Source organism: Colwellia sp. MB3u-55 (genome assembly GCF_014076785.1).
Classification (GTDB): Bacteria; Pseudomonadota; Gammaproteobacteria; order Enterobacterales; family Alteromonadaceae; genus Colwellia_A.
Window position 1 is genome coordinate 79,675 of sequence record NZ_JACGUS010000116.1, and the last position, 22,194, is coordinate 101,868.

Sequence of the window (22,194 nt, forward strand, 5' to 3'; positions counted from 1 at the left end):
GCAAGTGCAGGCGAATAATTGGCAAATTAGGGCTGATAAATATAATGTAATGCCAATAAAAAAGACGCTGTAAGTGTCTTTTTTATTGGGTTATAAAGCTGTTTATTTAGAAAACTGAAACTCTTTGGGCGGCGTTGCTCCCATTAAATGTTCAACAAAATAATCCCAACGTTTGCGCATCATATAAGGTTCACGCGCAAAACCGTGGCCGCGATTAGGTAACATTAACATATCAAAATCTTTGTTAGCCTTAATCAAAGCTTCAACAACAATTAAAGTATTGTAAGGTGGTACATTGGTATCGGTTGTACCGTGAGCGATCAATAATTTACCTTGCAAACTGTCAACCGATAACTGGTTTGCTTGGCTGTCGTAATTGCTAATGCCCTCTTCATTTATAACTTCAAGACCATGGTATTTTTCGCCCCATTCATCAGCATAGTTACGGTTATCATGATTACCTGCCTGGGATACGGCTACTTTGTAGAAGTCTGGAAAAGTTAATAACGCACGAGTTGATGCGAAACCACCACCAGAATGGCCCCAAATACCAACGCGTGTCGCATCAATCCAATTATGACGCTTAGCTAACTGTTCAATGGCAGAAACTTGATCAGGAATACCACTGTCGCCCATATTGCCATAATAAAATTCATGGAAAGTTTTTGAGCGACCCGGTGTACCCAAGGCGTCGATTTCTATAACAATAAAGCCTAACTCAGCAATAGCTTGATTATCGCCACGAGCGCTACGAAAATGACGGCCACGAATACTACCTACTTGTGGACCTGGGTATAAATAATTAACCACAGGGTAAGATTGGCTGGCGTCAAAATTTGTTGGCTTGTACATTAAACCATAAATATCATTTTTACCGTTTCTGTCTTTAACAATAAATTCAACCGGTGCTTGCCAGCCAGACGCTTTTAATTGGCTAATATCCATGGTTTCTATGGCCAATTCTTTGTTATTACTAACGGCACGTACTCGGCTTATTTCAGCGGTTGTTGGTGTTGCTGCGCGGTCTAAAAAGTGTGTGCCGGCTTTGTTTAACGTAATGCGATGATGCTTTTTCTCGGGTGTTAATAAGGTTAACTCAGAGCCATCTTTGTTAACGCTGTAAAGATAATGGTAATAAGGGTCACTGCCTTCTTTACCTGCGCCAGTGAAAATAAGCTTACCCGTTTTTTGATTAACATGGAGTAATTCGATAACTGTCCAGTCACCTTGGGTAATTTGTTGTTTAACTTTCCCCGTTGCTAAATCTATTAGGTATAAATGTCCCCAGTTACTGCGCTGAGAAAACCAAATAGCCTCATTACTTTTTTCTAAATACTGCCAACTAATGCCATCGACACCTGATTCAAAAAAGCTTTTTTGCGTTTCTGACATAACACGCTTAACTTTACCGGTTTTAGCATCAGCAATTTTTAACGTGGCAGTTTTGTGATCGCGCGTAGAAGAAACAAAGGCAAATGTTTTACTATCGTCAGCCCAATCTATGTCTAATAGTTCGCCGTTACGTCCAGCGACATGGTCGGTGATTGTTGAACGGTGAGCATCGGGTGCCATATCAAGTGGCGTGACCTTTTTACTTTCAACGTCGATAACGACACGATGGATAGCAAATATATGTTCATCACCCGGTAACGGATACTTCCAAACGTCAATTTTTGGATGGCCAACGGCGGTTGACACTATGCCCATGTCACCTACGTTGCGGCCATCATGTTTAAAGGTGGTTAATTTTTTTGAGTCAGGCGCCCAAGTCACTACGGGAGAATCACGACGAACCCAGCCAGCATTATTGGTTGCATAGCCAAAGTCTTTAATACCGTCAGTGGTGAGTTGGCTTTCTTTATTTGTTATTAAATCACGTAACCATAGATTATGATTGCGAATAAATACGGCACGTTTACCATCAGGTGATAATTTTTCCGTACTTTTTTGGCTGAGTTCATCAAGCTGACATAAATAATGAGTTAAATCACATTGGTAACTCTTTGCCTTTACTGAAAATTTGATGTTGTTTGCAGATATAAACTCTACTTGAGTGAAAGGGAAGTTATCGTGGTTTACTTCACTATCAGTAATGCGAGCAAGTGATTCGGCTAATTTTTTATGATCGAATGCAAGAGACTTTTTCTGGCTATTAATATCAACTTTAAAAAATTTATCGCCTTCTTCAGTATGGCTGCGGTATACCAAAGTGTCATTGCTTGACCATAACGGATAATCAACAGTACCTGTTACTAACTTACTGGTATAGCTTGATAATTGTTGTTCAGCTTTTTTATAGTCGTCAACGCTTAGTTGTTTTGCCGACAACAGGGTTGGTGTCAGTGCAGAGATAATTGCAACGCCACTGGCAAGAATAAGAGATTTTCTCATCTAAATTTACCTTTTTTCATTATTAGTTATTCACTCGAGGATAATACAAGCAAAGCTATGATCAGCCTAACATTTCCTAACCGTTTCAAGTGTAATTATCGTTAAATAAACACTTTTATAAGATGAAAGAATCGTTATTAACAGGCCAAAAACATCCTCCTTTAGACTTATGTCTAATTTCTAAATAGCGATTAACGTTTTAAGTTATATCCATAAAATAAAAATAAAACGATAAAAAGTAGCCAAAAGATCGTATCTGCAGTTTTTCTGAGGCTAATACACAACAAACGGGGATAGCAAAATGTTTAACAAGAAAAAGCTTCTATTAGCAACAGGATTATTCGCACTGGCTGGCACAGCAAATGCAGCTTACGAAATTAAATTAGACAACGACGACAGTATTACTTTCGGTGGCTATATCAAAGCCGACGCACGTTACATAGACGGTACTGTTGCAGCAACTGATTATTGGTATGGTAGTGGCACAGCACTAGACAAGAGTATTTCTAACTTTGGTATTGCTGTAAATGAATCACGCATTAATACTAAATATAAACATGGTGATTTAACCGGTTTTATTGAAATGGATTTCTATGGAGACGCTGTTAGAGGAGGGGGTAATGAAATTATCTCAAATTCGTCAAACCCGCGTATTCGTCATGCATTTATTAAATATAAAGATCTATTAATTGGTGACACGTGGTCAACTTTTGTAAACACCAGTGCACTTGCAGAAGCCGCTGATTTTGGTGGTCCATTGTTATCGGCAGCTTTTATTCGTCAAGGACAAGTTCGTTACACTATGGGTAACTTTCAGGTCTCTGTTGAGAATCCAGAATCATATGGCGGTGTCAGTGGCAATGATTCTATGCCTGATGTTATTGCTCGTTACAATTTTAAAGGTGATTGGGGTAATGTCGCTATTGCCGCGGTAGCCAAACGATTACAAACCGTTGGTGGTAATGAAGAATCAGCGCTAGGTTATGGTATTTCAGGTCGCATTAATACTTTTGGCAAAGATGATTTTCGTTTTCAATTTCATGGTGGTGAAGTAGGTCGCTATATTGGCGTAACCGCATCAAAAGATTTAATTGGCGAAGAAGTTGAAGAAACAACCTCAATCAGCGTTGCATACCGTCATTTCTGGACCGAAGATTTACGAAGCACAGCCTTTTATGGTAACACCACAACAGAAGTTGCAGACTATGACCGTACACATTGGGGCGTAAATTTATTTAAAAATGTTACTCAGCAATTATCCTTTGGTGTTGAGGTAGGTAATTTTGAAATGGCAGATAAAAATGTTGATTCTGACTACTTACAATTTTCAGCAAAATACGTTTTATAAGTATACCGTCTCAGAAAAGCAAAGAATTCACACGTTTTGCGTTAGTTGACCTCCTATTCTGAGGTTTTTTGGGGAAGCTTTTGCTTCCCCTTTTTTATGTACAGGATGTACGGTATAGCGTGGTGGCATGGATGCCAAAGAACGCATATGTACAGGATGTACGGTATAGCGTGGTGGCATGGATGCCAAAGAACGCATATGTACAGGATGTCATCTTGAGACAAAAACAAGTGTCATCCTGAATTTATTTCAGGATCTAATGTTATGAATATGACAAGAAGCACAGATACTGAAACAAGTTCAGCATGACGAAGTCTTTTTTAGCATAAGTTCAGCATGACGGAGTCTTTAGAATAAGTTGGGTATGACGAGGTATTTAGAATAAATTCAGCACGACGCAGTATTTATAATACATAACCGTCATCCTGAATTTATTTAAGGATCTAGTCGTTGATACTGATAACTTCAGTATCAACATCCCCCTCTACTACTTTTTAAACTTAGCAAAGGCATCAGCAAAAGCGTTACCCATAGCGGCATTTTCACTCTTTTTAGCAGGTGGCTTTGTATTACGTTGCGGGTTTGGCTTAGCCATTTTGGGTGTGGTATTTTGTGAGCGAGGCTGCGGCTTATTCGTTTGCTGGTTTTGTTCTTGCTTGGTGGTCACTGTTTCATCTAAACGCATGGATAAGCTAATGCGTTTTCTAGCCGCATCAACTTCCATCACTTTTACTTTAACAATATCACCTGCTTTAACAATTTCACGCGGGTCGCTAACAAATTTGTCAGTCAGTGATGAAATATGTACTAAGCCATCTTGATGAACACCTAAATCGACAAAGGCACCAAAATTGGCAACGTTTGAAATAACACCTTCAAGTACCATGCCGACAGTTAAGTCATTAATGGTATTTACACCTTCTTTAAACTGTGCGGCTTTAAAGACAGGTCGAGGATCTCTGCCGGGTTTTTCTAGCTCACTAATAATATCTTTAAGCGTTAATTCGCCAATATTAATATCATTGAGATCTGCGATATTAATTTTACTCAATTGTTCACTATTACCGATTAAATCACTAATTTTGCTATTAAGGTGGGCAATGATCTTTTCAATAACTGGGTAGCTTTCTGGATGAACACCTGAATTGTCTAGTGGATTTTTACCACCTGAAATACGTAAAAATCCCGCTGCCTGTTCAAAAGCTTTTGGACCCAAACGCGCTACTTTCTTGAGTTCTTTTCTGTCATCAAAACGACCATGTTCGTCGCGGTAAGCAACGACGTTATCAGCCATCGTTTTATTTAATCCTGAAACTCGTGTTAATAGCGCAGCCGAGGCGCTATTTAAATCAACACCGACATTATTTACACAATCTTCTATGACATTGTCGAGGGTTTTACTTAGCTGGCTCTGACTTACGTCATGTTGATATTGACCAACACCAATCGCTTTAGGGTCAATTTTCACTAGTTCAGCTAATGGGTCTTGTAAACGCCGTGCAATAGAAACCGCACCACGAATGGAGACGTCTAAATCAGGAAATTCTTTTGCTGCAAATTCTGAAGCAGAATAAACAGAAGCACCTGCCTCACTGACCATCACTTTTTGTGGTTTATTTGCTTCTAAGGCTTGAATAACCTCTGCCGCGAGTTTGTCACTTTCACGTGAGCCAGTACCATTACCTATCGCGAGTAATTCAACTTTGTGTTGTTGGCATAAACTGACTAAGGTTCGTACTGATTTTTCCCAATGATTCTGTGGTGCGTGTGGGAAAATTGTCGCGGTTTGTAATAATTTACCGGTAGCATCAACAATCGCTACTTTACAACCCGTTCGCATACCTGGGTCTAAGCCCAATGTCGTTTTTGCACCAGCGGGCGCGGCCATTAATAAATCACTTAAATTGGTGGCAAAAACTTTTATCGCCCCATTTTCTGCTTGTTCACGTAAATTACCCAATAATTCAGTTTCTAAGCTTAGGCTTAATTTTATTTTCCATGCCCAGCGTACTACTTTAGTGATAAATTCTGCACCCGCCTGTCCGGTTAAACGCAGATTGTAGTGTTCACAAATAATTTGTTCAGCACTTGAGTACTGACTATCTTCTTGGTTTGGGTCTACGTTGATACTGAGTTGTAATATTTTTTCATTGCGACCACGCAACATCGCTAAAGCACGATGAGAGGGAACATTTTTTAATAATTCTGAGTGCTCAAAATAGTCGCGATATTTAGCGCCTTCTTGCTGTTTTCCTTTAGCGACAACACTGGTTAAATGCGCTTGCTTTAATAAATGCTTACGCAGCTTTTGTAATAAATTGGCGTCTTGAGCAAAACGTTCAATGAGGATATAAATAGCGCCCTCAAGGACTAATTTTTCATCGCTAAAACTTGCATCATTATTGATAAAAGTTTTTGCTTCAACTTCTGGCGTTAACGCCCAGTTATTATAAAGGTTATTGGCAAGTGGTTCTAAACCCGACTCTATGGCTATTTGGCCTTTAGTGCGACGCTTAGGTTTAAACGGCAAATATAAATCTTCTAAACGGGTTTTGTTGTCTGCGGTTTGTAATTCTTTTTCTAATGCAGGCGTTAATTTATCTTGTTGGGTGATGCTGGTAACAATGACTTTTCGACGGTCTTCAAGCTCACGTAAATAACTTAAACGTTGATCAATGTGGCGCAGATGATTATCGTCTAACCCTTGAGTAACCTCTTTACGGTAACGCGCAATAAAAGGTACGGTTGCGCCGTCATCAAGCAAGTTAATTGCTGAAGTTATCTGAGCGGTTTTAACGTTAAGTTCTGTTGCGATGAGTTCAGCAATGGTAGCCATTAATTGACGAGCCTTTTTGAAAGAATAAGTTTTAAAGCATTATGTTGCTATGGTTTGATAGCAGCATCAATTTGCTTGTTAGGTTTGTGGGTGAAGATTAATGATTGAAAAAAGAATGTTTTGTTTATCACGTTTTCGTGTGAAAAACATTAGCCAAGTTAGACCTCAGTAAGGTCACTTGGCATTCAATGGCGATGTTAGAACGCTTAATTTTCGGGTAGGTCTGTTGGTAAATCGGCAGACAACCACTGACAAATCAGGTCGTTTGCTGTTTCTAACCCCGTATATTTTAATGATGAAAAAGCTTGTACGGTAATATCAGCATTTAACGATGCTAAGGCTTTTTTAACCTGAAGCACTTCAGCACTTCTTTTACCTTGTGAAAGCTTGTCACATTTTGTTAATAACGCCAATATTGGTAAATCACTGTCCGCGGCCCATTGGATCAAGTCCATATCAAGATCTTTTAACGGATGACGAATATCCATTAAAATAACTAGGCCTTTTAAACAATCACGTTTTTCTAAATATTCGCCAAGCGCTTTTTGCCATTTCTTCTTCATTTCAATTGGAACTTTGGCAAAGCCGTAACCGGGTAAGTCAACTAAACGTCTGTTAGGTGCGACTTCAAAAATGTTAATAAGTTGCGTTCGACCTGGTGTTTTACTGACACGAGCTAAACCGCGTTGGTTGGTTAAGGTATTTAGTGCGCTTGATTTACCCGCATTTGAACGTCCCGCAAAGGCCACTTCTATACCGTTGTCTTCAGGCAAGCGACGAATATCCGGCGCACTTAAAGTGAAAGTGGCTTTACTTAAATGAATAACAGGTGATGACAAAATGGTGTCCAATAACAAATAAAAAAAGCATTATATCTTTTTTTTCTCGTGAAACAGTAAAAAGTGTCATTTTTTAAGCTTAATTTTTACTATGCTTATTACACCGTGATGATATTAGTGTAAAATGTGACTAGTTTTTATATTCATCCGTTTATTTTTTAGTGAATACTTAATCAATAGTAATAGAGCAGAGAGCCATTCAATGAATAAAATTATCTTTTCGTTAATTCTTGCCGTAACGAGTATTAATGTCGCGTTCGCAGCAACCGGAAATGTTGATACAGGTAAAAGTAAAGCCGCTATGTGTAGTGCTTGTCATGGTGCTAATGGTATTGGCACAAGTGATGCGTTTCCTAACTTAGCGGGTCAACATGCTGCCTATATTGTTAAACAACTACAAGCATTTAAAAGTGGTACACGTGTCAACGCTATGATGGGGTCAATGGCTGCTGGCTTATCTGATCAAGATATGACTGATATTGGTGCTTACTTCTCAAGTTTAGATAGAAGTGGCGCAATCGTTTCAGTTGAACTTGATAGCATGTATTCAGCCCCGACTGCCGTAGTAGAAACTGTAGCTTATGTTGGCAATGCTAGTGCCGGTAAGAGTCTTTACGAATTAGGTGACGCTTCACGTAATATTGCTAGTTGTATTGGCTGTCATGGGAAAGAGGGCAATAGTCAGGTACTAATCAACCCTAATTTAGCCAATCAACATGCCCAATATATTGAAAAGCAATTACATGCTTTTAAAGATAAAACGCGTATTAACTATGCAATGAATCAATTTGCTGGTGCGATGACCGATGAAGATATTGCCGATATGGGCGCTTATTTTTCTGATACCAAGGCCGTTGCTCATGTAAAGTCCAAACGTGTGACTAAGGTCGCGGTTATTACGGAAGAAGCGATTGCTGGAAAAGCAAAGTCAGCGATGTGTAGTGCTTGTCACGGTGTGGACGGTAATAGTTTAGTGCCTATGTATCCAAAATTAGCAGGACAACATGCGGAATATACGGCTAAACAACTTAAAGAGTTTAAATCTGGTGCGCGTGAAAATGCGGTAATGGCAGGTATGGCGGCAGCTTTGTCTGAGCAAGATATGGCTGAATTAGGCGCATATTTTGCCAGTCAAAAACCAACGCCAGGTAATGGCAAGGGCTCTGAACTAGGGCGAAAACTATACTTTGGTGGAGACACAGCTCGTGGTATTACCGCTTGTATCGCTTGTCATGGCGCAACGGGTAAAGGTGTTGCAAAAGCTGGTTTCCCTGTTGTTGCTAATCAAAGTGTTGAATACCTAACTGCACAGTTAATGAGTTTTAAAGCCGGTGAACGCTATAATGATCGTAATGGTATGATGCGAAATATAGCTAAACGTTTGAAGAAAGATGACATTGATGCATTAGCGCAATACATGTCTTCAATGAAATAAAACACGGTTAAAGGAATATTTTTAAAAAAGCAGCTTAATAAGCTGCTTTTTTATGCCTGTTAAGTGATCAATAAATTAGTGCGATGGGTATAACTTGTGTAAACTGTTTGATATTGAAGACTGCAATGCCTAAGGTAATCACCTTACCTATCATTGCTAGCCACATTTAATTATCTACATATAGAGAGCTCATTGATGAAAAGAATACTACTAAGCTTGGTTTTATTAGGAACAAGTGCACTAAATATCAGCTATGCTGCCCAAGGCAATGTTGATGCCGGTAAAACAAAATCTGCAATGTGTGGAGCATGTCACGGTGTTGATGGTAATAGCTTAGTACCTATGTATCCTAGTCTGGCTGGGCAAGGTAGTCGTTATATCGCGAAACAATTAGCTAACTTTAAAACTGGGCTAACTTCGGGTGGAAAAGAAGGTCGTGTTAATGCAATTATGGGTGGTATGTCCATGGCATTGAGCGAACAAGATATGCTTGACTTAGGTGCTTATTATAGTGCACAACCTGTAAAGTATGCGGGTGGAGAAACCAGTAATGTTGGCAAAAAACTATATTTTGGCGGTGACCTAGAGCGTGGAATTACCGCTTGTATTGCTTGTCATGGCGCTGATGCAAAAGGTATGTCACAAGCTGGTTTCCCGGCTCTGGCAGGACAAAATGCAATGTACTTAACTGCTCAGTTGGAAAGTTTTCGTTCGGGAGCTCGCTACAATGACAATAATGGCATGATGCGAAATATTGCGATGAAACTAGAAGATGCAGATATTGCCGCCTTAGTGCAGTACATGGCGACGATAAAATAGTCGCTTATAACGCATGTAGTCCTGAACATTGTCTTTATTTGCCATTCATGGCACCAAGACATACCGTTCATCCTGAACATAAAGCAGCTTAATAAGCTGCTTTTTTATTGGCTAAGATACGTTAATGTCGTAGACTAAAATAGATATTATTAGTTGGTAATTTGTTGATTTTAAAGGTGAGGGTAATTATCTTGATGAAACAGGGTCTTTAGTGAAAAATCATTCAGTTATTAATAATATGATTGCTTGTCATCAATGCGATTCGTTATTACCTATGCCGTATTTATTAGAAGGACAAAATGCTTTCTGCGGTTGTTGTGGCGCGATACTGTTTTCAAAGAAGAGGGATGCGATTAATCGAACCCTTGCTGTCGCCATTGCTGGGTTATTGTTTTTCCCCCCAGCGGCATTATTACCTATTATTGGCATCGGCGCAGCAGGTCTTTACAACGATGCCTCTCTGGTTGACTGTATTACACTTTTAATCGATAGTCGCAATTACGTACTCGCCTTTGCTGTTTTTATGTTTACCATTGCTATCCCTGTAGTGAGGCTGATCGCGGCCTTATATATTTCATGGTGCATAAAGTTTCAGAAAATTAAACCTTCGTTGTTAGTGTTTTTTCGCTCTTATCATGTTTTAGATACTTGGACGATGCTTCACGTATTTTTACTGGGTGTTGTTGTCTCTATGTATAAACTTTCTTCAATGGCTGATATGACGATTGATGGTGGGTTAATTAGCCTAATATTCCTGTTGTTATGTTCAACATTGGTGTCGGTCACAATAGATCAGCACAATATATGGCATGAGCTGGAGAAATCTCTTGAGCAATAAAGCCCTTGCCGCAGGTTTAGGCAGTTGCCCAAAGTGTCATAAGCTCAATGTTATGCATAGCGAGCGACAAGTCTGTTCACGTTGTTTAACGCTATTTTCTGCTCGAAAACCTAAGAGTTTTGAATACACGCTAGCTTGGACCATTGCCGCATTAGTGATGTTTATTCCGGCTAATATCTATCCTATGATGGTTTTTTATACTTTCGGCAAACCCGAAGCCTCAACCATTTTGGAGGGTATTGCCATTTTTATTCAAATAGGGATGTTGCCAGTAGCGGTCATCATTTTTATTGCTAGCTTTGTAATACCTTTAGGGAAAATAATTGGGTTATTTACCTTGATGTACAGCACCAAAAGAAAAACACAATTGTCGTTAAAACAACAAGGAAAATTATATTATATTGTCGAATTTTTAGGACCATGGTCAATGCTCGATGTATTCGTGGTGACGGTTATGGCAGCGGTTGTTAACTTAGGCTTTTTATCTAGCATTGAACCAGCAGTTGGTATTACCTACTTTACCTTAATGGTGGTTTTTACCATTTTTGCCGTGGAAAACTTTGATCCGCGATTATTATGGGATAACTATCAGAAGCATAATCATCAGTCACTTTCTGAAAAAACATATAACAATACGGATGTCCCTCATCATGACAAATAAAACTATTCTTGCCGAATCAAAATCCATGATTAAAAGTCGAGAAGGTATTTCTGCTATCTGGTTAGTGCCTATTATTGCGTTGTTGTTTGTTGCTTGGTTAATTATAAAAGCTGTTTCTGACCGAGGCACGTTTATCACTGTTCAGTTTGAAAGTGCCAGTGGTATTGTGGTTGGTAAAACTCAAGTTCGCTATAAAGGACTTACCACAGGTATTGTACGTCACGTTGAAGTATCTGAAGACTTACAGAGTGTTATTGTAGAAATTGAAATGATTTCAAGCTCGAAAAAAATGTTGACTGATAAAACACGTTTTTGGTACGTGACTGCCGACGTTTCATTTCAAGGAATTACCGGATTAGACACTTTGTTATCAGGGAGTTATATAAATGTGATACCTGATATTGAAGAAGAAGGTATAGCAAAGAGTCATTTTATTGCTTTAAGTGAAGAACCGGTATTAGATCAAGCAATGCCAGGTTTACATGTATCATTAACAACAAAAACCTTGGGTTCATTAGGCAAAAAATCACCGGTTTTATTTAAACAAATTACCGTCGGTTATGTCGCTGGATTTAACTATGAGGCAACTTCTGATCTGATCAATATTAACCTTTTTATTGAACCTGAGTACGCTAACTTAGTAAAAGAAAACTCGCGTTTCTGGAATACCAGTGGCGTAACAGTATCGGGTTCATTAACTAGTGGCGTTACTGTTCATACCGATTCGTTGGCTTCTGTTGTTGCTGGAGGTGTGGCTTTTGGAAACTCTGATTATGAAGCGGTTATGGGACCGGCTATTAATGGCCAAAATTTCACCTTGTATTCTGATTATGAAACCGCCAATATGGGCCATGAAATTCAGTTAATGTTAAACTGGAATTCAGGTATAGATCGCGATGCAGCAATTATGTATCAAGGGTTAACATTAGGAAAAATTACCGACTTTACTCGTATTGATCCCGAAGAAAGGATCATCGAAGCCAGTGCTATTATCAATCCTCGTATCATTCCCTATTTAACCAGTGGTTCGCAGTTTTTTGTTATAGCGCCCAATTTGGACTTAGGCGGCGTTACAAACTTACATACATTAATGTTAGGCGCGCACATTGGTATTCGTCCATCAGTTGATGGTAAACCGTTAAATAAATTTAACGTCTATAATCAAGAGCCTGCCTACCAATATAGCGAACCTGGGTTACATTTAGTGTTAAAAGCACAAGATGTTGGTTCCTTAACCATAAGCTCTAATATTTATTATAAACAGCAAAAAGTAGGTACTATTCAGGCAATTGAAAATATTGGTCCGAGTGAGTTTTTAGTACACATCTTCATTGAACCTAAATACAAAAGCTTTGTTTCTAGTGATAGTCACTTTTGGAACGCCAGTGGTTTGCATATTTCAGGTGGCTTACAAAATTTTGATATACAAGCGCAATCTATTCAGTCGATGTTAGCGGGCGGTATTGCTTTTGACTTAGGAGATAATAATGAAAAATTAGCACCTAAGAATGGTGATGATTTTCAGTTATTTATTGATAAAAATGTGGCTAAACAACGTTCAACATTTAACCTGTATACGAATAGTGCCCATGGTTTAAGTACCAAAACTCGTATCATGCTAAGGGGTGAAGAAATTGGTTCTGTTCATAAAGTCATTCGCCAGCAAGACCAAGTTACCCTTCAGGTTGGGGTCTTAGCCGATTATGAATATATTCTACGAGAAAACAGTCAGTTTTGGCTCGTTAATGCCGACTTGTCTTTGTCAGGAATGACAAATACTGATGCTTTATTTGGCGGGGCGTATATCAGCGTTAACGTTGGAGAGGGTGAAAAAGCCCATGATTTTATTGTCACTGACTTACCACCGGCAAAACACTTATCATCAAAAGGACTACAACTTTCGCTAAAATCAGAGCAAGGGAATGTCGTTAATCCTGGCAGTCCGATTAGCTTTAGAGGCATAGCTGTAGGACAAGTGGATAATGTCTCTCTCGATACCACAGGTAATAACGTTGAAATAAATATTACTGTTGATGAAGAATACCGACATTTAGTTTCAAATTTTACCCGTTTCTATAACGCCAGTGGTGTAACAATAAGTGGTGGTCTAGGGAATTTTATTGTTAAAACAGAATCTGCTGATGCGATATTAAAGGGGGGGATCAGTTTTATAAACCCAGAAATAAAGCCTGAGCAAGACACCGTTGAAGAGGGAGAGAAATTTACCTTATTTGATAATGTTGAGTATGCAAAATTAGCGGGCGTTGCCATAGAAATTCATTTTAGTGATGTTGAGGGCTTGAAAAACAATTTAAAAATAAAATATCAAGATCAACAAGTTGGCTTAGTTTCTCGGATCAAATTTGATCAGCAAGGATTTGGCGCGACCGTTTATGCTTTTTTAAATGACAGTGGTCAAAAGTTTGCGGTTGCAGACTCAAAATTTTGGTTTGCTAAACCAGAGCTTGCTCTTGTGGGCTCAGTAAATGTTGGCGCTATTCTAGAGGGGGGCTTTATTGGATTAATGCCAGGTAAAGGAGAAATAAGTCATCGCTTTGAAGCCAAAGCGATTATGCCTGTAACAACAACGCTTCCTTCAGGGTTAAATCTTTCATTAAGTGCAAAAACCTTAGGTTCAGTAAGAACAGGCAATCCTGTGCTCTATCGACAAGTTAAAGTTGGTCGGGTAATTGGTGTCGATTTATCACCTACCGCCGACACCGTTAATATCTATATTAATATTTATCCACGTTATGCGCCTCTAGTAAGCCAAAGCAGTCAGTTTTGGAATACCAGTGGTATTCGTATTGATGCGGGGCTTTTTTCAGGGATCAATATAGACTCAGAATCTATAGAAACACTGCTTGCCGGTGGAATAGCTTTTGCGACACCTGAGGTTGACGTTAATGAAACTTTTCAGTCAGCAGAGCAAGGACAACTATTTAAGTTAGCACAAGATGTTGATGACGATTGGCATAAGTGGCAACCTAAAATTGAATTGTCGCAATAAGAACAAGAGATACCATCATTAACTTTGTTCAATACACTGTCGGCGATAGCGTTAAGGAAAAGCCGTAAATTTGGTCTAAAGTTATAATTTATTGTCTATTTGTTAATAATTGTAATATTAAAGTTCATATAATTGGCCACAAACCAACAGGTAACGAATTTGCATGACTCATGCTATTAAGCATGAAGACAATATTAACTCATTATAATAATACAGTGGAATAACCTATGGAAAATGAATTCCCCAGCGCTAATAAAGAGCTAACAAACTCTAATCGTATTCAAGTGATGGACTTACTTCGTGGTTTTGCATTAATCGGCATTATTATGATGAATATCGAATGGTTTAATCGCCCGGTTAGCGCATTAATGAGCTTCGATTACAGCCTTACTGGCTTCGATTGGGCATCAAGTTGGTTAGTTAAAGTGTTTGTTGAAGGCAAATTTTATAAATTGTTTTCAATACTTTTTGGTATGGGCTTTGCCATCATGCTAGTTAGAGCGCAAGAGGCAGATCGTAAATTTGGCGTATGGTTTACCCGACGCATCTTGGTATTATTTGTTTTTGGTATGGCGTATTTAATTTTTCTTTGGGGTGGCGATATTATTCATGACTATGCGGTAGGAGGTTTGCTTTTACTGGGTTTTGTTTTACTTTTACGCACTAAAAAATTAGCACGATTTAATACCCCCGCTACGTTCGCAAAAGTGGGTTTTCGCTATTACTGATGCCGTTATTGGTTTCAATGTTTGCCGCTCTTTATTTCGGTGTTACCCGTGATAACACCGAAATAACCAACGATCGGCAACAGGAAATCATCATTAATCAGCAGCTTGATGTGTTACTACAACAAGAAAAAGATAATCCAAAAGAAATATGGGTTAATAAAAATACAGAGATTGAAGAAGAAAGTACCCTAACAGCAGCGAGTGGAGCAGTAATCGAGGGTGATGTTGAAGCATTAGAAGAAAGAGAAGAAGCTGTAGAAGAAGTCGATGAAGATAGCATGACCGACGAAGAGCTTATTACTTATAAAGCTCAACAACTTTTTGAACGAAAACAAAACTGTACGCAAGATGAAGCAAAAGAAACAGCAGCTTTTACGCAAACTAGCTATATTGAAGCAACTAAGTACCGAGCTAAAAGCGCCGTTGAAGCTTTAGGTAACACGCCAACCTTTGCCTTCTTTGTTTGTTTACCGCTTTTCATGGTGGGCTATTGGTTAGTCGCTAGTGGCAGAATGAAAAACCCACAACAACACCAAAGTTTCTTTAGTGTTGTGTGCTGGGGCGGATTGAGCATTGGCCTACTGTTAAGTATTGCTGGAACTTTTATTAGCCTACACCCAGTGACAAAAAGTGCTATCGAAGTGAGAGCGGGTGGACAAACTATTTTTTACTATGGGCAGTTTATTCTCTGTGCCGGTTATATCGGGCTGTTTGTAAAATTAGCCAGCAAGGCTTGGTTTATCAAAGGTTTTTCATGGTTGGCACCGTTAGGAAAAATGGCGCTTACTAATTACATCAGTCATTCTATTATCTTAACGACAATTTTCTATGGCTATGCTGATGGTATGTTTGGTCAAATAGCCCGCGGACAACAAATGCTTATTGTTGTCGCGGTGATTTTTGCCCAAGTTGTTTTTTGCACGCTCTGGTTGAAGTTCTTTAGGTTTGGCCCGTTAGAATGGTTATGGCGCTCAATTACGTACATGAAATCGCAACCACTACGCTTAGAACAAAAGCTTAATACAAGTATCGCCTCTTAGGTTTTACTAGGAAAAATCACTGCATAATATGCTGGAATTGTTTAACTGCGATTTCAGCATTTTCACTTTCAGTGATTGCAGTAACAACCGCTATGCTGTCAACACCCGTCTGCCAAACACGTTCTGCTCGTTGAAGATTAATGCCGCCAATGGCTACAACTGGAATATTGCTCGCTAATTTCAATAGCTGTTGTAAGTTCTCTACCCCTTGAATTTGTCCGCTCATATTTTTAGTTTTAGTTGGAAATATAGCGCCAATCGCTAAATAAGAGGGTTGTAATTGTTGTGCTAATAAAAATTCATAACAACCATGAGTACTAATTCCTAAGTGTAAACCTGACTGTTGAATCCTAGTTAAATTAGCATTTTGTAAATCTTCTTGGCCGATATGCACACCGTAAGCACGATGTTTTATAGCTAATTGCCAATAATCATTAATAAACAAGCGCGTTTTATACGGCTGACTAATGGCTATGGCTGCAATGATTAGCGCTTCAAGCTCGATGTCAGTCTTATTTTTCAGCCGCAGTTGAATAATGTTTAAGCCTAATGGTAATAAACGTTTTAACCAATAAAGTGAGTCAACCACAGGGTAAAGCCCAAGCTTAGTATCCGATAGTGCCAACGATGGAAAAGGTGGTAACGCCTGATATTTCTTGACTAGGTTGGATGATATTCTAGGGAAAAAGTCAGCATTATTAGGCCAATGGGTTTGTTGAAATGCGCCATAATAATCGGGTTTTTTAATGCTAGCAGTTACCGATTTAGCTAAACCTTGATTAATAAATGCTTTTGTTAAGGTAAAGGCATCACGTAATAAATAGCCGTGTGCTAAAAAAGCCGTTACTGCGCTAGCGAAGGAGCATCCCCCACCATGACTGTAAGAGGTATTTATTCGCGGTGAAGAGAGTTGATAGCTTATCGATGATTGTTCAACGTGATGTAAACAATAGTCATCACTGATTTGTAAACCATCATTGTCTAACACGGCACTGTGCCCACCTTTTACGATGACGCTGGCGACGCCTAATTCGGAAATTTTTATTGCCAGCTCAACGGGGTCAAGTGTCAATAAGTTTGATAATTGTTGCGCTTCCATCAAGTTGGGAGTAATAACATCCACATAGTGGAACAATAGGGTTAAATCTTCTCGCTCTAGTGTCGAAAAACTACCACCGACGCTCGCTTGGCCAACGGGGTCAAAAACGACACTTATTTTTGGGTAGTTAGCTTTAAAACCTGCTAATAATTCGGTTAACCATGTGACTTGTTCAAGATTGGCTATTAAGCCAATCTTAATGACACTGGGTGGTTTATCATCAATTAATACCTTGGCTTGTTGTTGTAATGTCTCGCAAGCGACCGGATTTATCGAGATAAGGTGGTTAGCGTTCTGTACGGTATTAGCGGTGATCAAATGACAAACTTCAACACCTAAGGCATGACCTGTTTTTATATCGGCGGCAATGCCCGCACCACCTGAGCAATCACTGCCAGAAATCGTCCATACAATTGGTTTTTCTTTAACACTTTCTGTCATAGGTTTATCCTTATTGCCTTATTGATGCCAAAAAGGTGTCTCTAAGGTTGGCGTTGATCGTCCAGATAGTCGGTTTTTGTTTAACACTTTCTGTCATAGGTTTATCCTTATTGCCTTATTGATGCCAAAAAGGTGTCTCTAAGGTTGGCGTTGATCGTCCAGATAGTCGGTTTTTGTTTAACACTTTCTGTTATAGGTTTATCCTTATTGCCTTATTGCCTTATTGCCTTATTGATGCCAAAAAGGTGTCTCTAAGGTTGGCGTTGATGGATGAGCGGTTTGTCGTTGCTGCATTACACCCGCCATGTATCCTTGCTCGCCAGCGACAATAGCTTGTGCGAAGGCTTTTGCCATCAGCACCGGACTATCTGCCAAGGCAATTGCAGAATTTAATAATACGGCGTCGTAACCCATTTCCATGGCTAAACAAGCATCTGAGGGTTTACCAATACCCGCATCTAAAATGAGAGTTGCATCTGGAAGCCGCGAACGAATTGTTGCTAAATTATAAGGGTTCATTAGACCCTTACCTGTGCCTATTGGCGATGCCCAAGGCATGATCACCTGACAACCTAAGTCATATAGACGCTGGCATACTACTAGATCATCGGTGCAATAAGGCAGCACTTTAAAGCCCTCATTTAACAACTGTTCGCTGGCCTTTAATAGCTCGATAGGGTCCGGTTGTAAATTATAGTCATCACCGATAACTTCTAATTTTATCCAATCCGTTTGAAAAATTTCACGGCTCATTTTTGCCAAGGTTACCGCTTCTTTAGCTGTTTTACAGCCCGCTGTATTGGGTAATAAAAAACCCTGAGTCTCTTTAACAACCTCTTGAATATATCGCCAAATTTTTGTACCTGACTGTTGCGCAGGGTTCTGGCGTTTTAACGACAAGGTAACAATTTTTGAGCCACTGGCTAATATCGCTTGTTTCATGATCTGTGGCGAAGGATAAAGTGCGCTACCAATTAATAAACGACTATTAACCGCTTGTCCGTATATCATTAGCTCGGTTGAAAAGGCCATCATTAACCACCCTGAATAGGAAACAGTATATCGATACTATCCCCTTGATTAATTATGGTTTTTTGATAATCAGCTTTACCAACAAAGTCACCATTAAGAGCCACAGCAAAACTTTGTTTTTGTTGCTCTGGCGTTAAATAATGCAGTAATGCTATTGATATATTGGGGGTTAGACTGGCAATGGTGATTGCTTGTCCATTGATAAAATAGGTTGTTATAGCTGCTTTAGTATTCATTGATGGCTAACCACTTATGATAAGGAGATTCTGTTAATGAGCGACGCTCGAAAAAATGCGCAACGGTAAACTCTAACTGCTTTAACACAACCGGCGCAATAAGGTAGCCGTGGCGAAACAATCCATTGACCTGGATAAGCCGATTTTGTAGTGAGATTTTAGCTTGGTTATCACTAAAAGCTGGTCTTAACTGGCTAATATGTTGACGAATATTGGCTTCAGCAAATCCAGCATGGACACTATAAGCCGCGCTGAGTAATTCCATTGAAGAACGTACCGTCATTGGCGCGCAGTCTTCACTTTCGATTTCAGTTGCTCCCACGACATAAAAGCCGTTAGTTTTAGGGGCAATATATAATTGATAGCGAGGGTGCATTAAACGAATAGGCCGGGTAATATTGACTTCAGGGGCAAATAATTGAAATATCTCACCTCGTACTCCTCGTAAATCTTTTAAGGGGGCTGCGGTGTTTTCGCCTGCAGTGTTGCGTGCGCCTGCACCGCGACAGTCAATGGCTAAATCAGCAGCAATAATATGCTTTGACGTGTTAGTTTGCTTATTGCCTTTGTCGCCTAGTGGGCTATCCTCATGGTATGTCACTAAACAGGTCGATTTTTGCTGTTCAATGTTAACGACAGGTGCACTTTCTAACCAAGTAACGCTACTTTTTTCTAGCTGCTTTTGCAGGGCTTTTAGTAATTTACGATTACCTATTTGACCTTCTTCAGGTAAAAACAACCCGTGATTAAAGCGATGAGCTAATTCGGGCTCAAGGGCAAGTATTTGTTGGCGATTCAGTTGCTGTAGCTGATGTTGCGGATAATGATTTTTGATATAAGCCATGAAACGCTGATAATCGCCTTGGTCTTGCTCATGGCTAACCATTAAGGTGCCTGCTTGTTGAAAATAAGTGTAACTGTCTAATTTAGCAAGAATATCAGGCCAAAGCACTAATGACTCAAAGCCCATTTCAACAATATTACGATCGCTATGCATAGCTTCACCTAGCGGCGTTAATAAACCGGCAGCAGCATAAGCGGCACTTTGGTGGCCTTGTTTATTATCTTTATCAATCAAGGTCACTTGATGACCTTGATTAACCAAAGACAATGCCATTAAACGACCCACTAACCCTGCGCCAATAACAACGATATTGGCACAGATTTGAGTAGGTTTAGGGATCTGCTTAGAAATAGTCATCGGCTGACTACTTCACCTGATGGTAAATTTCACTACCGGTCGCTTTAAATTCAGCCGACTTTTCAGCCATGCCTTGTGCTATATCGGTTGGCGTTGCATCTAAAACAATCACTTCGTCAAGTAACTGTATTTCTATTTTATTGCTGGCTTCAAGACCTGCGGCATAATCACGTACTTCCTGAGATATTTTCATCGAACAGAATTTTGGCCCACACATAGAGCAGAAGTGGGCAACTTTACCCGATTCTTGTGGCAAGGTTTCATCGTGATAAGCCTTGGCTCTTTCAGGGTCTAAACCGATATTAAATTGATCGTACCAACGAAATTCAAAGCGTGCTTTGCTCATCGCATTATCGCGAATTTGCGCCCCCGGATGACCTTTTGCTAAATCGCCGGCATGGGCTGCAATTTTATAGGTCATTAAACCTTCTTTAACATCTTCTTTATTGGGTAAGCCTAAATGTTCTTTAGGAGTGACATAACAGAGCATGGCACAACCGTACCAACCAATATTAGCGGCGCCAATACCCGAAGTAATATGGTCATAACCCGGTGCAATATCAGTCGTTAACGGACCTAACGTATAAAAAGGAGCTTCACCACAATGTTTAAGTTGCTCGTCCATATTTGCTTTGATCATATGCAGTGGCACATGCCCGGGACCTTCAATTATCGTTTGAACATCATGTTGCCAAGCAATTTTAGTTAATTCGCCTAAGGTATGTAATTCGGCAAATTGTGCTTCATCATTGGCATCAGCAACCGAGCCAGGGCGTAAACCGTCGCCGAGTGAAAACGAGACATCGTATTGCTTTAATATTTCACAAATATCTTCAAAGTGGGTGTATAAAAAATTTTCTTTATGATGCGCTAAGCACCACTTTGCCATAATTGAGCCACCACGTGAGACAATACCGGTAACACGCTTAGCGGTCATTGGAACATAGCGTAATAATACACCGGCATGAATGGTAAAATAATCAACACCTTGCTCGGCTTGTTCGATAAGGGTATCGCGGAAAATTTCCCAGGTTAAGTCTTCTGCCACGCCATTTACTTTTTCTAGTGCTTGATAGATAGGTACCGTACCAATGGGCACTGGTGAATTGCGCATGATCCATTCGCGGGTTTCATGAATATTACGGCCGGTTGATAAATCCATTACCGTGTCTGCGCCCCACTTGGTTGACCAAACCAGTTTTTCTACTTCTTCTTCAATGGAAGATGTCACCGCCGAATTACCAATATTGGCATTTACTTTAATTAAAAAATTACGGCCAATAATCATCGGCTCACATTCTGGGTGGTTAATGTTTACCGGAATAATTGCTCGGCCACGCGCGACTTCATCTCGGACAAACTCTGCGGTAATTTGCGCTGGAATACTGGCACCAAATGACTGACCTTTATGTTGTAGTAGTAAGGTTTTATCTTTGACCTCCTCACGTTTTAAATTTTCACGAATGGCAATATATTCCATTTCAGGGGTAATGATCCCTTGGCGAGCATAGTGCATTTGGGTAACGTTTTGACCTTTTTTAGCGACACGCATTTTAGGTAAGTGTTCAAAGCGTATTGCGTCAACACCATCGTCAGCTAAACGTTGTTGAGCATAAGTAGAGCTATTTGATGTTAATAGCTCAACATCACCACGACTATCAATCCAACTTTCACGCAGGCGAGGGATACCTTTGTGTACGTCTATATCGACACTTTCATCGGTATAAAAACCTGAGGTATCGTAGACGCAAAGTGGTTCATTTTTTTCGTAGGTTGGCTTATCTTTGTTACCCGCTAATAAAGTATCAGACAAGGTGATTTCACGCATACCTACCTTGATATCGTGGATTTTACCTTGCACATAAACTTTTTTAGAATTTGGGAATGATTGATCTGAAACGTTTTTTAAAAATGTTTCAGCTTGTTCGCGACGTTCTCTGCGAGTGAGATTTTTAGCTGGTTTGGTCATTATGCTGCCTTTTAATAAGTTGCATTTTGTTATAAATGCAGTAATAAAAAGACGAAGTGTAGAGTGAGGAAAAAATAAAACGGAATAAATATTAATGCTTTAACCGCTATATTTTACCTTGTTCCCTTACGCAGATATTAATCTGATCAGGTTCTACGGATCCCGCTTTCGCGATCTCAGCTTTGAATATTTCTTTAGAAATAATCTCAGCACTCCGACAAGTAATTATGGTGATTCTATCGTATTAGTTTCAAAATACGCAATCATAATG

16 protein-coding genes and 1 riboswitch are annotated in these 22,194 nt (G+C 39.6%); of the genes, 8 read left to right on the forward strand and 8 right to left on the reverse strand.

Annotation, left to right across the window (positions count from 1 at the left end; genetic code table 11):
• Positions 1-102: 102 nt before the first annotated feature.
• Positions 103-2,391: a DPP IV N-terminal domain-containing protein gene (locus H4J66_RS12390; RefSeq protein WP_182175144.1), complete on the reverse strand. Its 2,289-nt coding sequence runs from the start codon at positions 2,389-2,391 to the stop codon at positions 103-105.
• 301 nt (positions 2,392-2,692) lie between these two features.
• Here H4J66_RS12390 and H4J66_RS12395 point away from each other — a divergent pair, with 301 nt between their 5' ends.
• Positions 2,693-3,739, forward strand: a complete 1,047-nt coding sequence (locus H4J66_RS12395) for a DcaP family trimeric outer membrane transporter (protein WP_182175147.1) — start codon at positions 2,693-2,695, stop codon at positions 3,737-3,739.
• Positions 3,740-4,226: 487 nt separating this feature from the next.
• On the opposite strand, the gene H4J66_RS12400 is transcribed toward H4J66_RS12395, so the two are convergent.
• Entirely contained in the window at positions 4,227-6,575 is a 2,349-nt protein-coding gene (locus H4J66_RS12400; protein ID WP_182175148.1) for a Tex family protein, read from the reverse strand.
• Between the two features lie 206 nt (positions 6,576-6,781).
• Entirely contained in the window at positions 6,782-7,414 is a 633-nt protein-coding gene (yihA, locus tag H4J66_RS12405; protein ID WP_220463295.1) for a ribosome biogenesis GTP-binding protein YihA/YsxC, read from the reverse strand.
• A gap of 202 nt (positions 7,415-7,616) precedes the next feature.
• Here yihA and H4J66_RS12410 point away from each other — a divergent pair, with 202 nt between their 5' ends.
• The 7 genes from H4J66_RS12410 (at position 7,617) to H4J66_RS12440 (ending at position 15,945) form a co-directional block, all read left to right on the forward strand.
• The gene (locus tag H4J66_RS12410; protein ID WP_182175151.1) at positions 7,617-8,849 is read left to right on the forward strand and encodes a cytochrome c; all 1,233 of its coding nucleotides are present in this window, start codon (positions 7,617-7,619) and stop codon (positions 8,847-8,849) included.
• Positions 8,850-9,044: 195 nt separating this feature from the next.
• Entirely contained in the window at positions 9,045-9,668 is a 624-nt protein-coding gene (locus H4J66_RS12415) for a cytochrome c (protein WP_182175154.1), read from the forward strand.
• A 211-nt stretch (positions 9,669-9,879) separates the two neighbouring features.
• The gene (locus tag H4J66_RS12420) at positions 9,880-10,506 is read left to right on the forward strand and encodes a paraquat-inducible protein A (RefSeq protein ID WP_182175157.1); all 627 of its coding nucleotides are present in this window, start codon (positions 9,880-9,882) and stop codon (positions 10,504-10,506) included.
• Complete coding sequence (locus H4J66_RS12425; RefSeq protein WP_182175160.1) at positions 10,496-11,167, forward strand: paraquat-inducible protein A; 672 nt, start codon at positions 10,496-10,498, stop codon at positions 11,165-11,167. Before H4J66_RS12420 ends, H4J66_RS12425 begins: the two co-directional genes overlap by 11 nt.
• The gene (locus tag H4J66_RS12430; RefSeq protein ID WP_182175163.1) at positions 11,157-14,177 is read left to right on the forward strand and encodes a PqiB family protein; all 3,021 of its coding nucleotides are present in this window, start codon (positions 11,157-11,159) and stop codon (positions 14,175-14,177) included. Before H4J66_RS12425 ends, H4J66_RS12430 begins: the two co-directional genes overlap by 11 nt.
• A gap of 227 nt (positions 14,178-14,404) precedes the next feature.
• Positions 14,405-14,905: a DUF418 domain-containing protein gene (locus H4J66_RS12435; RefSeq protein ID WP_182175166.1), complete on the forward strand. Its 501-nt coding sequence runs from the start codon at positions 14,405-14,407 to the stop codon at positions 14,903-14,905.
• Complete coding sequence (locus H4J66_RS12440) at positions 14,905-15,945, forward strand: DUF418 domain-containing protein (protein ID WP_182175169.1); 1,041 nt, start codon at positions 14,905-14,907, stop codon at positions 15,943-15,945. Before H4J66_RS12435 ends, H4J66_RS12440 begins: the two co-directional genes overlap by 1 nt.
• 16 nt (positions 15,946-15,961) lie before the next feature.
• Here the strand turns inward: H4J66_RS12440 and thiE are convergent, their stop codons facing one another.
• The 5 genes from thiE to thiC form a co-directional block, all read right to left on the reverse strand.
• Positions 15,962-17,485, reverse strand: a complete 1,524-nt coding sequence (gene thiE / locus H4J66_RS12445; protein ID WP_182175172.1) for a thiamine phosphate synthase — start codon at positions 17,483-17,485, stop codon at positions 15,962-15,964.
• Positions 17,486-17,713: 228 nt separating this feature from the next.
• On the reverse strand, positions 17,714-18,517 hold the full coding sequence (locus tag H4J66_RS12450) for a thiazole synthase (RefSeq protein ID WP_182175499.1): 804 nt from the start codon (positions 18,515-18,517) through the stop codon (positions 17,714-17,716).
• Between the two features lie 2 nt (positions 18,518-18,519).
• Entirely contained in the window at positions 18,520-18,753 is a 234-nt protein-coding gene (thiS, locus tag H4J66_RS12455) for a sulfur carrier protein ThiS (protein ID WP_182175175.1), read from the reverse strand.
• On the reverse strand, positions 18,743-19,954 hold the full coding sequence (locus tag H4J66_RS12460) for an FAD-dependent oxidoreductase (RefSeq protein ID WP_220463296.1): 1,212 nt from the start codon (positions 19,952-19,954) through the stop codon (positions 18,743-18,745). The genes thiS and H4J66_RS12460 overlap by 11 nt, the downstream gene beginning before the upstream one ends.
• A 7-nt stretch (positions 19,955-19,961) precedes the next feature.
• A complete protein-coding gene (thiC, locus tag H4J66_RS12465) occupies positions 19,962-21,923 on the reverse strand; it encodes a phosphomethylpyrimidine synthase ThiC (protein WP_182175178.1) in 1,962 nt (653 codons plus the stop codon).
• 105 nt (positions 21,924-22,028) lie between these two features.
• A riboswitch (TPP riboswitch) is annotated at positions 22,029-22,150 on the reverse strand.
• Positions 22,151-22,194: the final 44 nt, after the last annotated feature.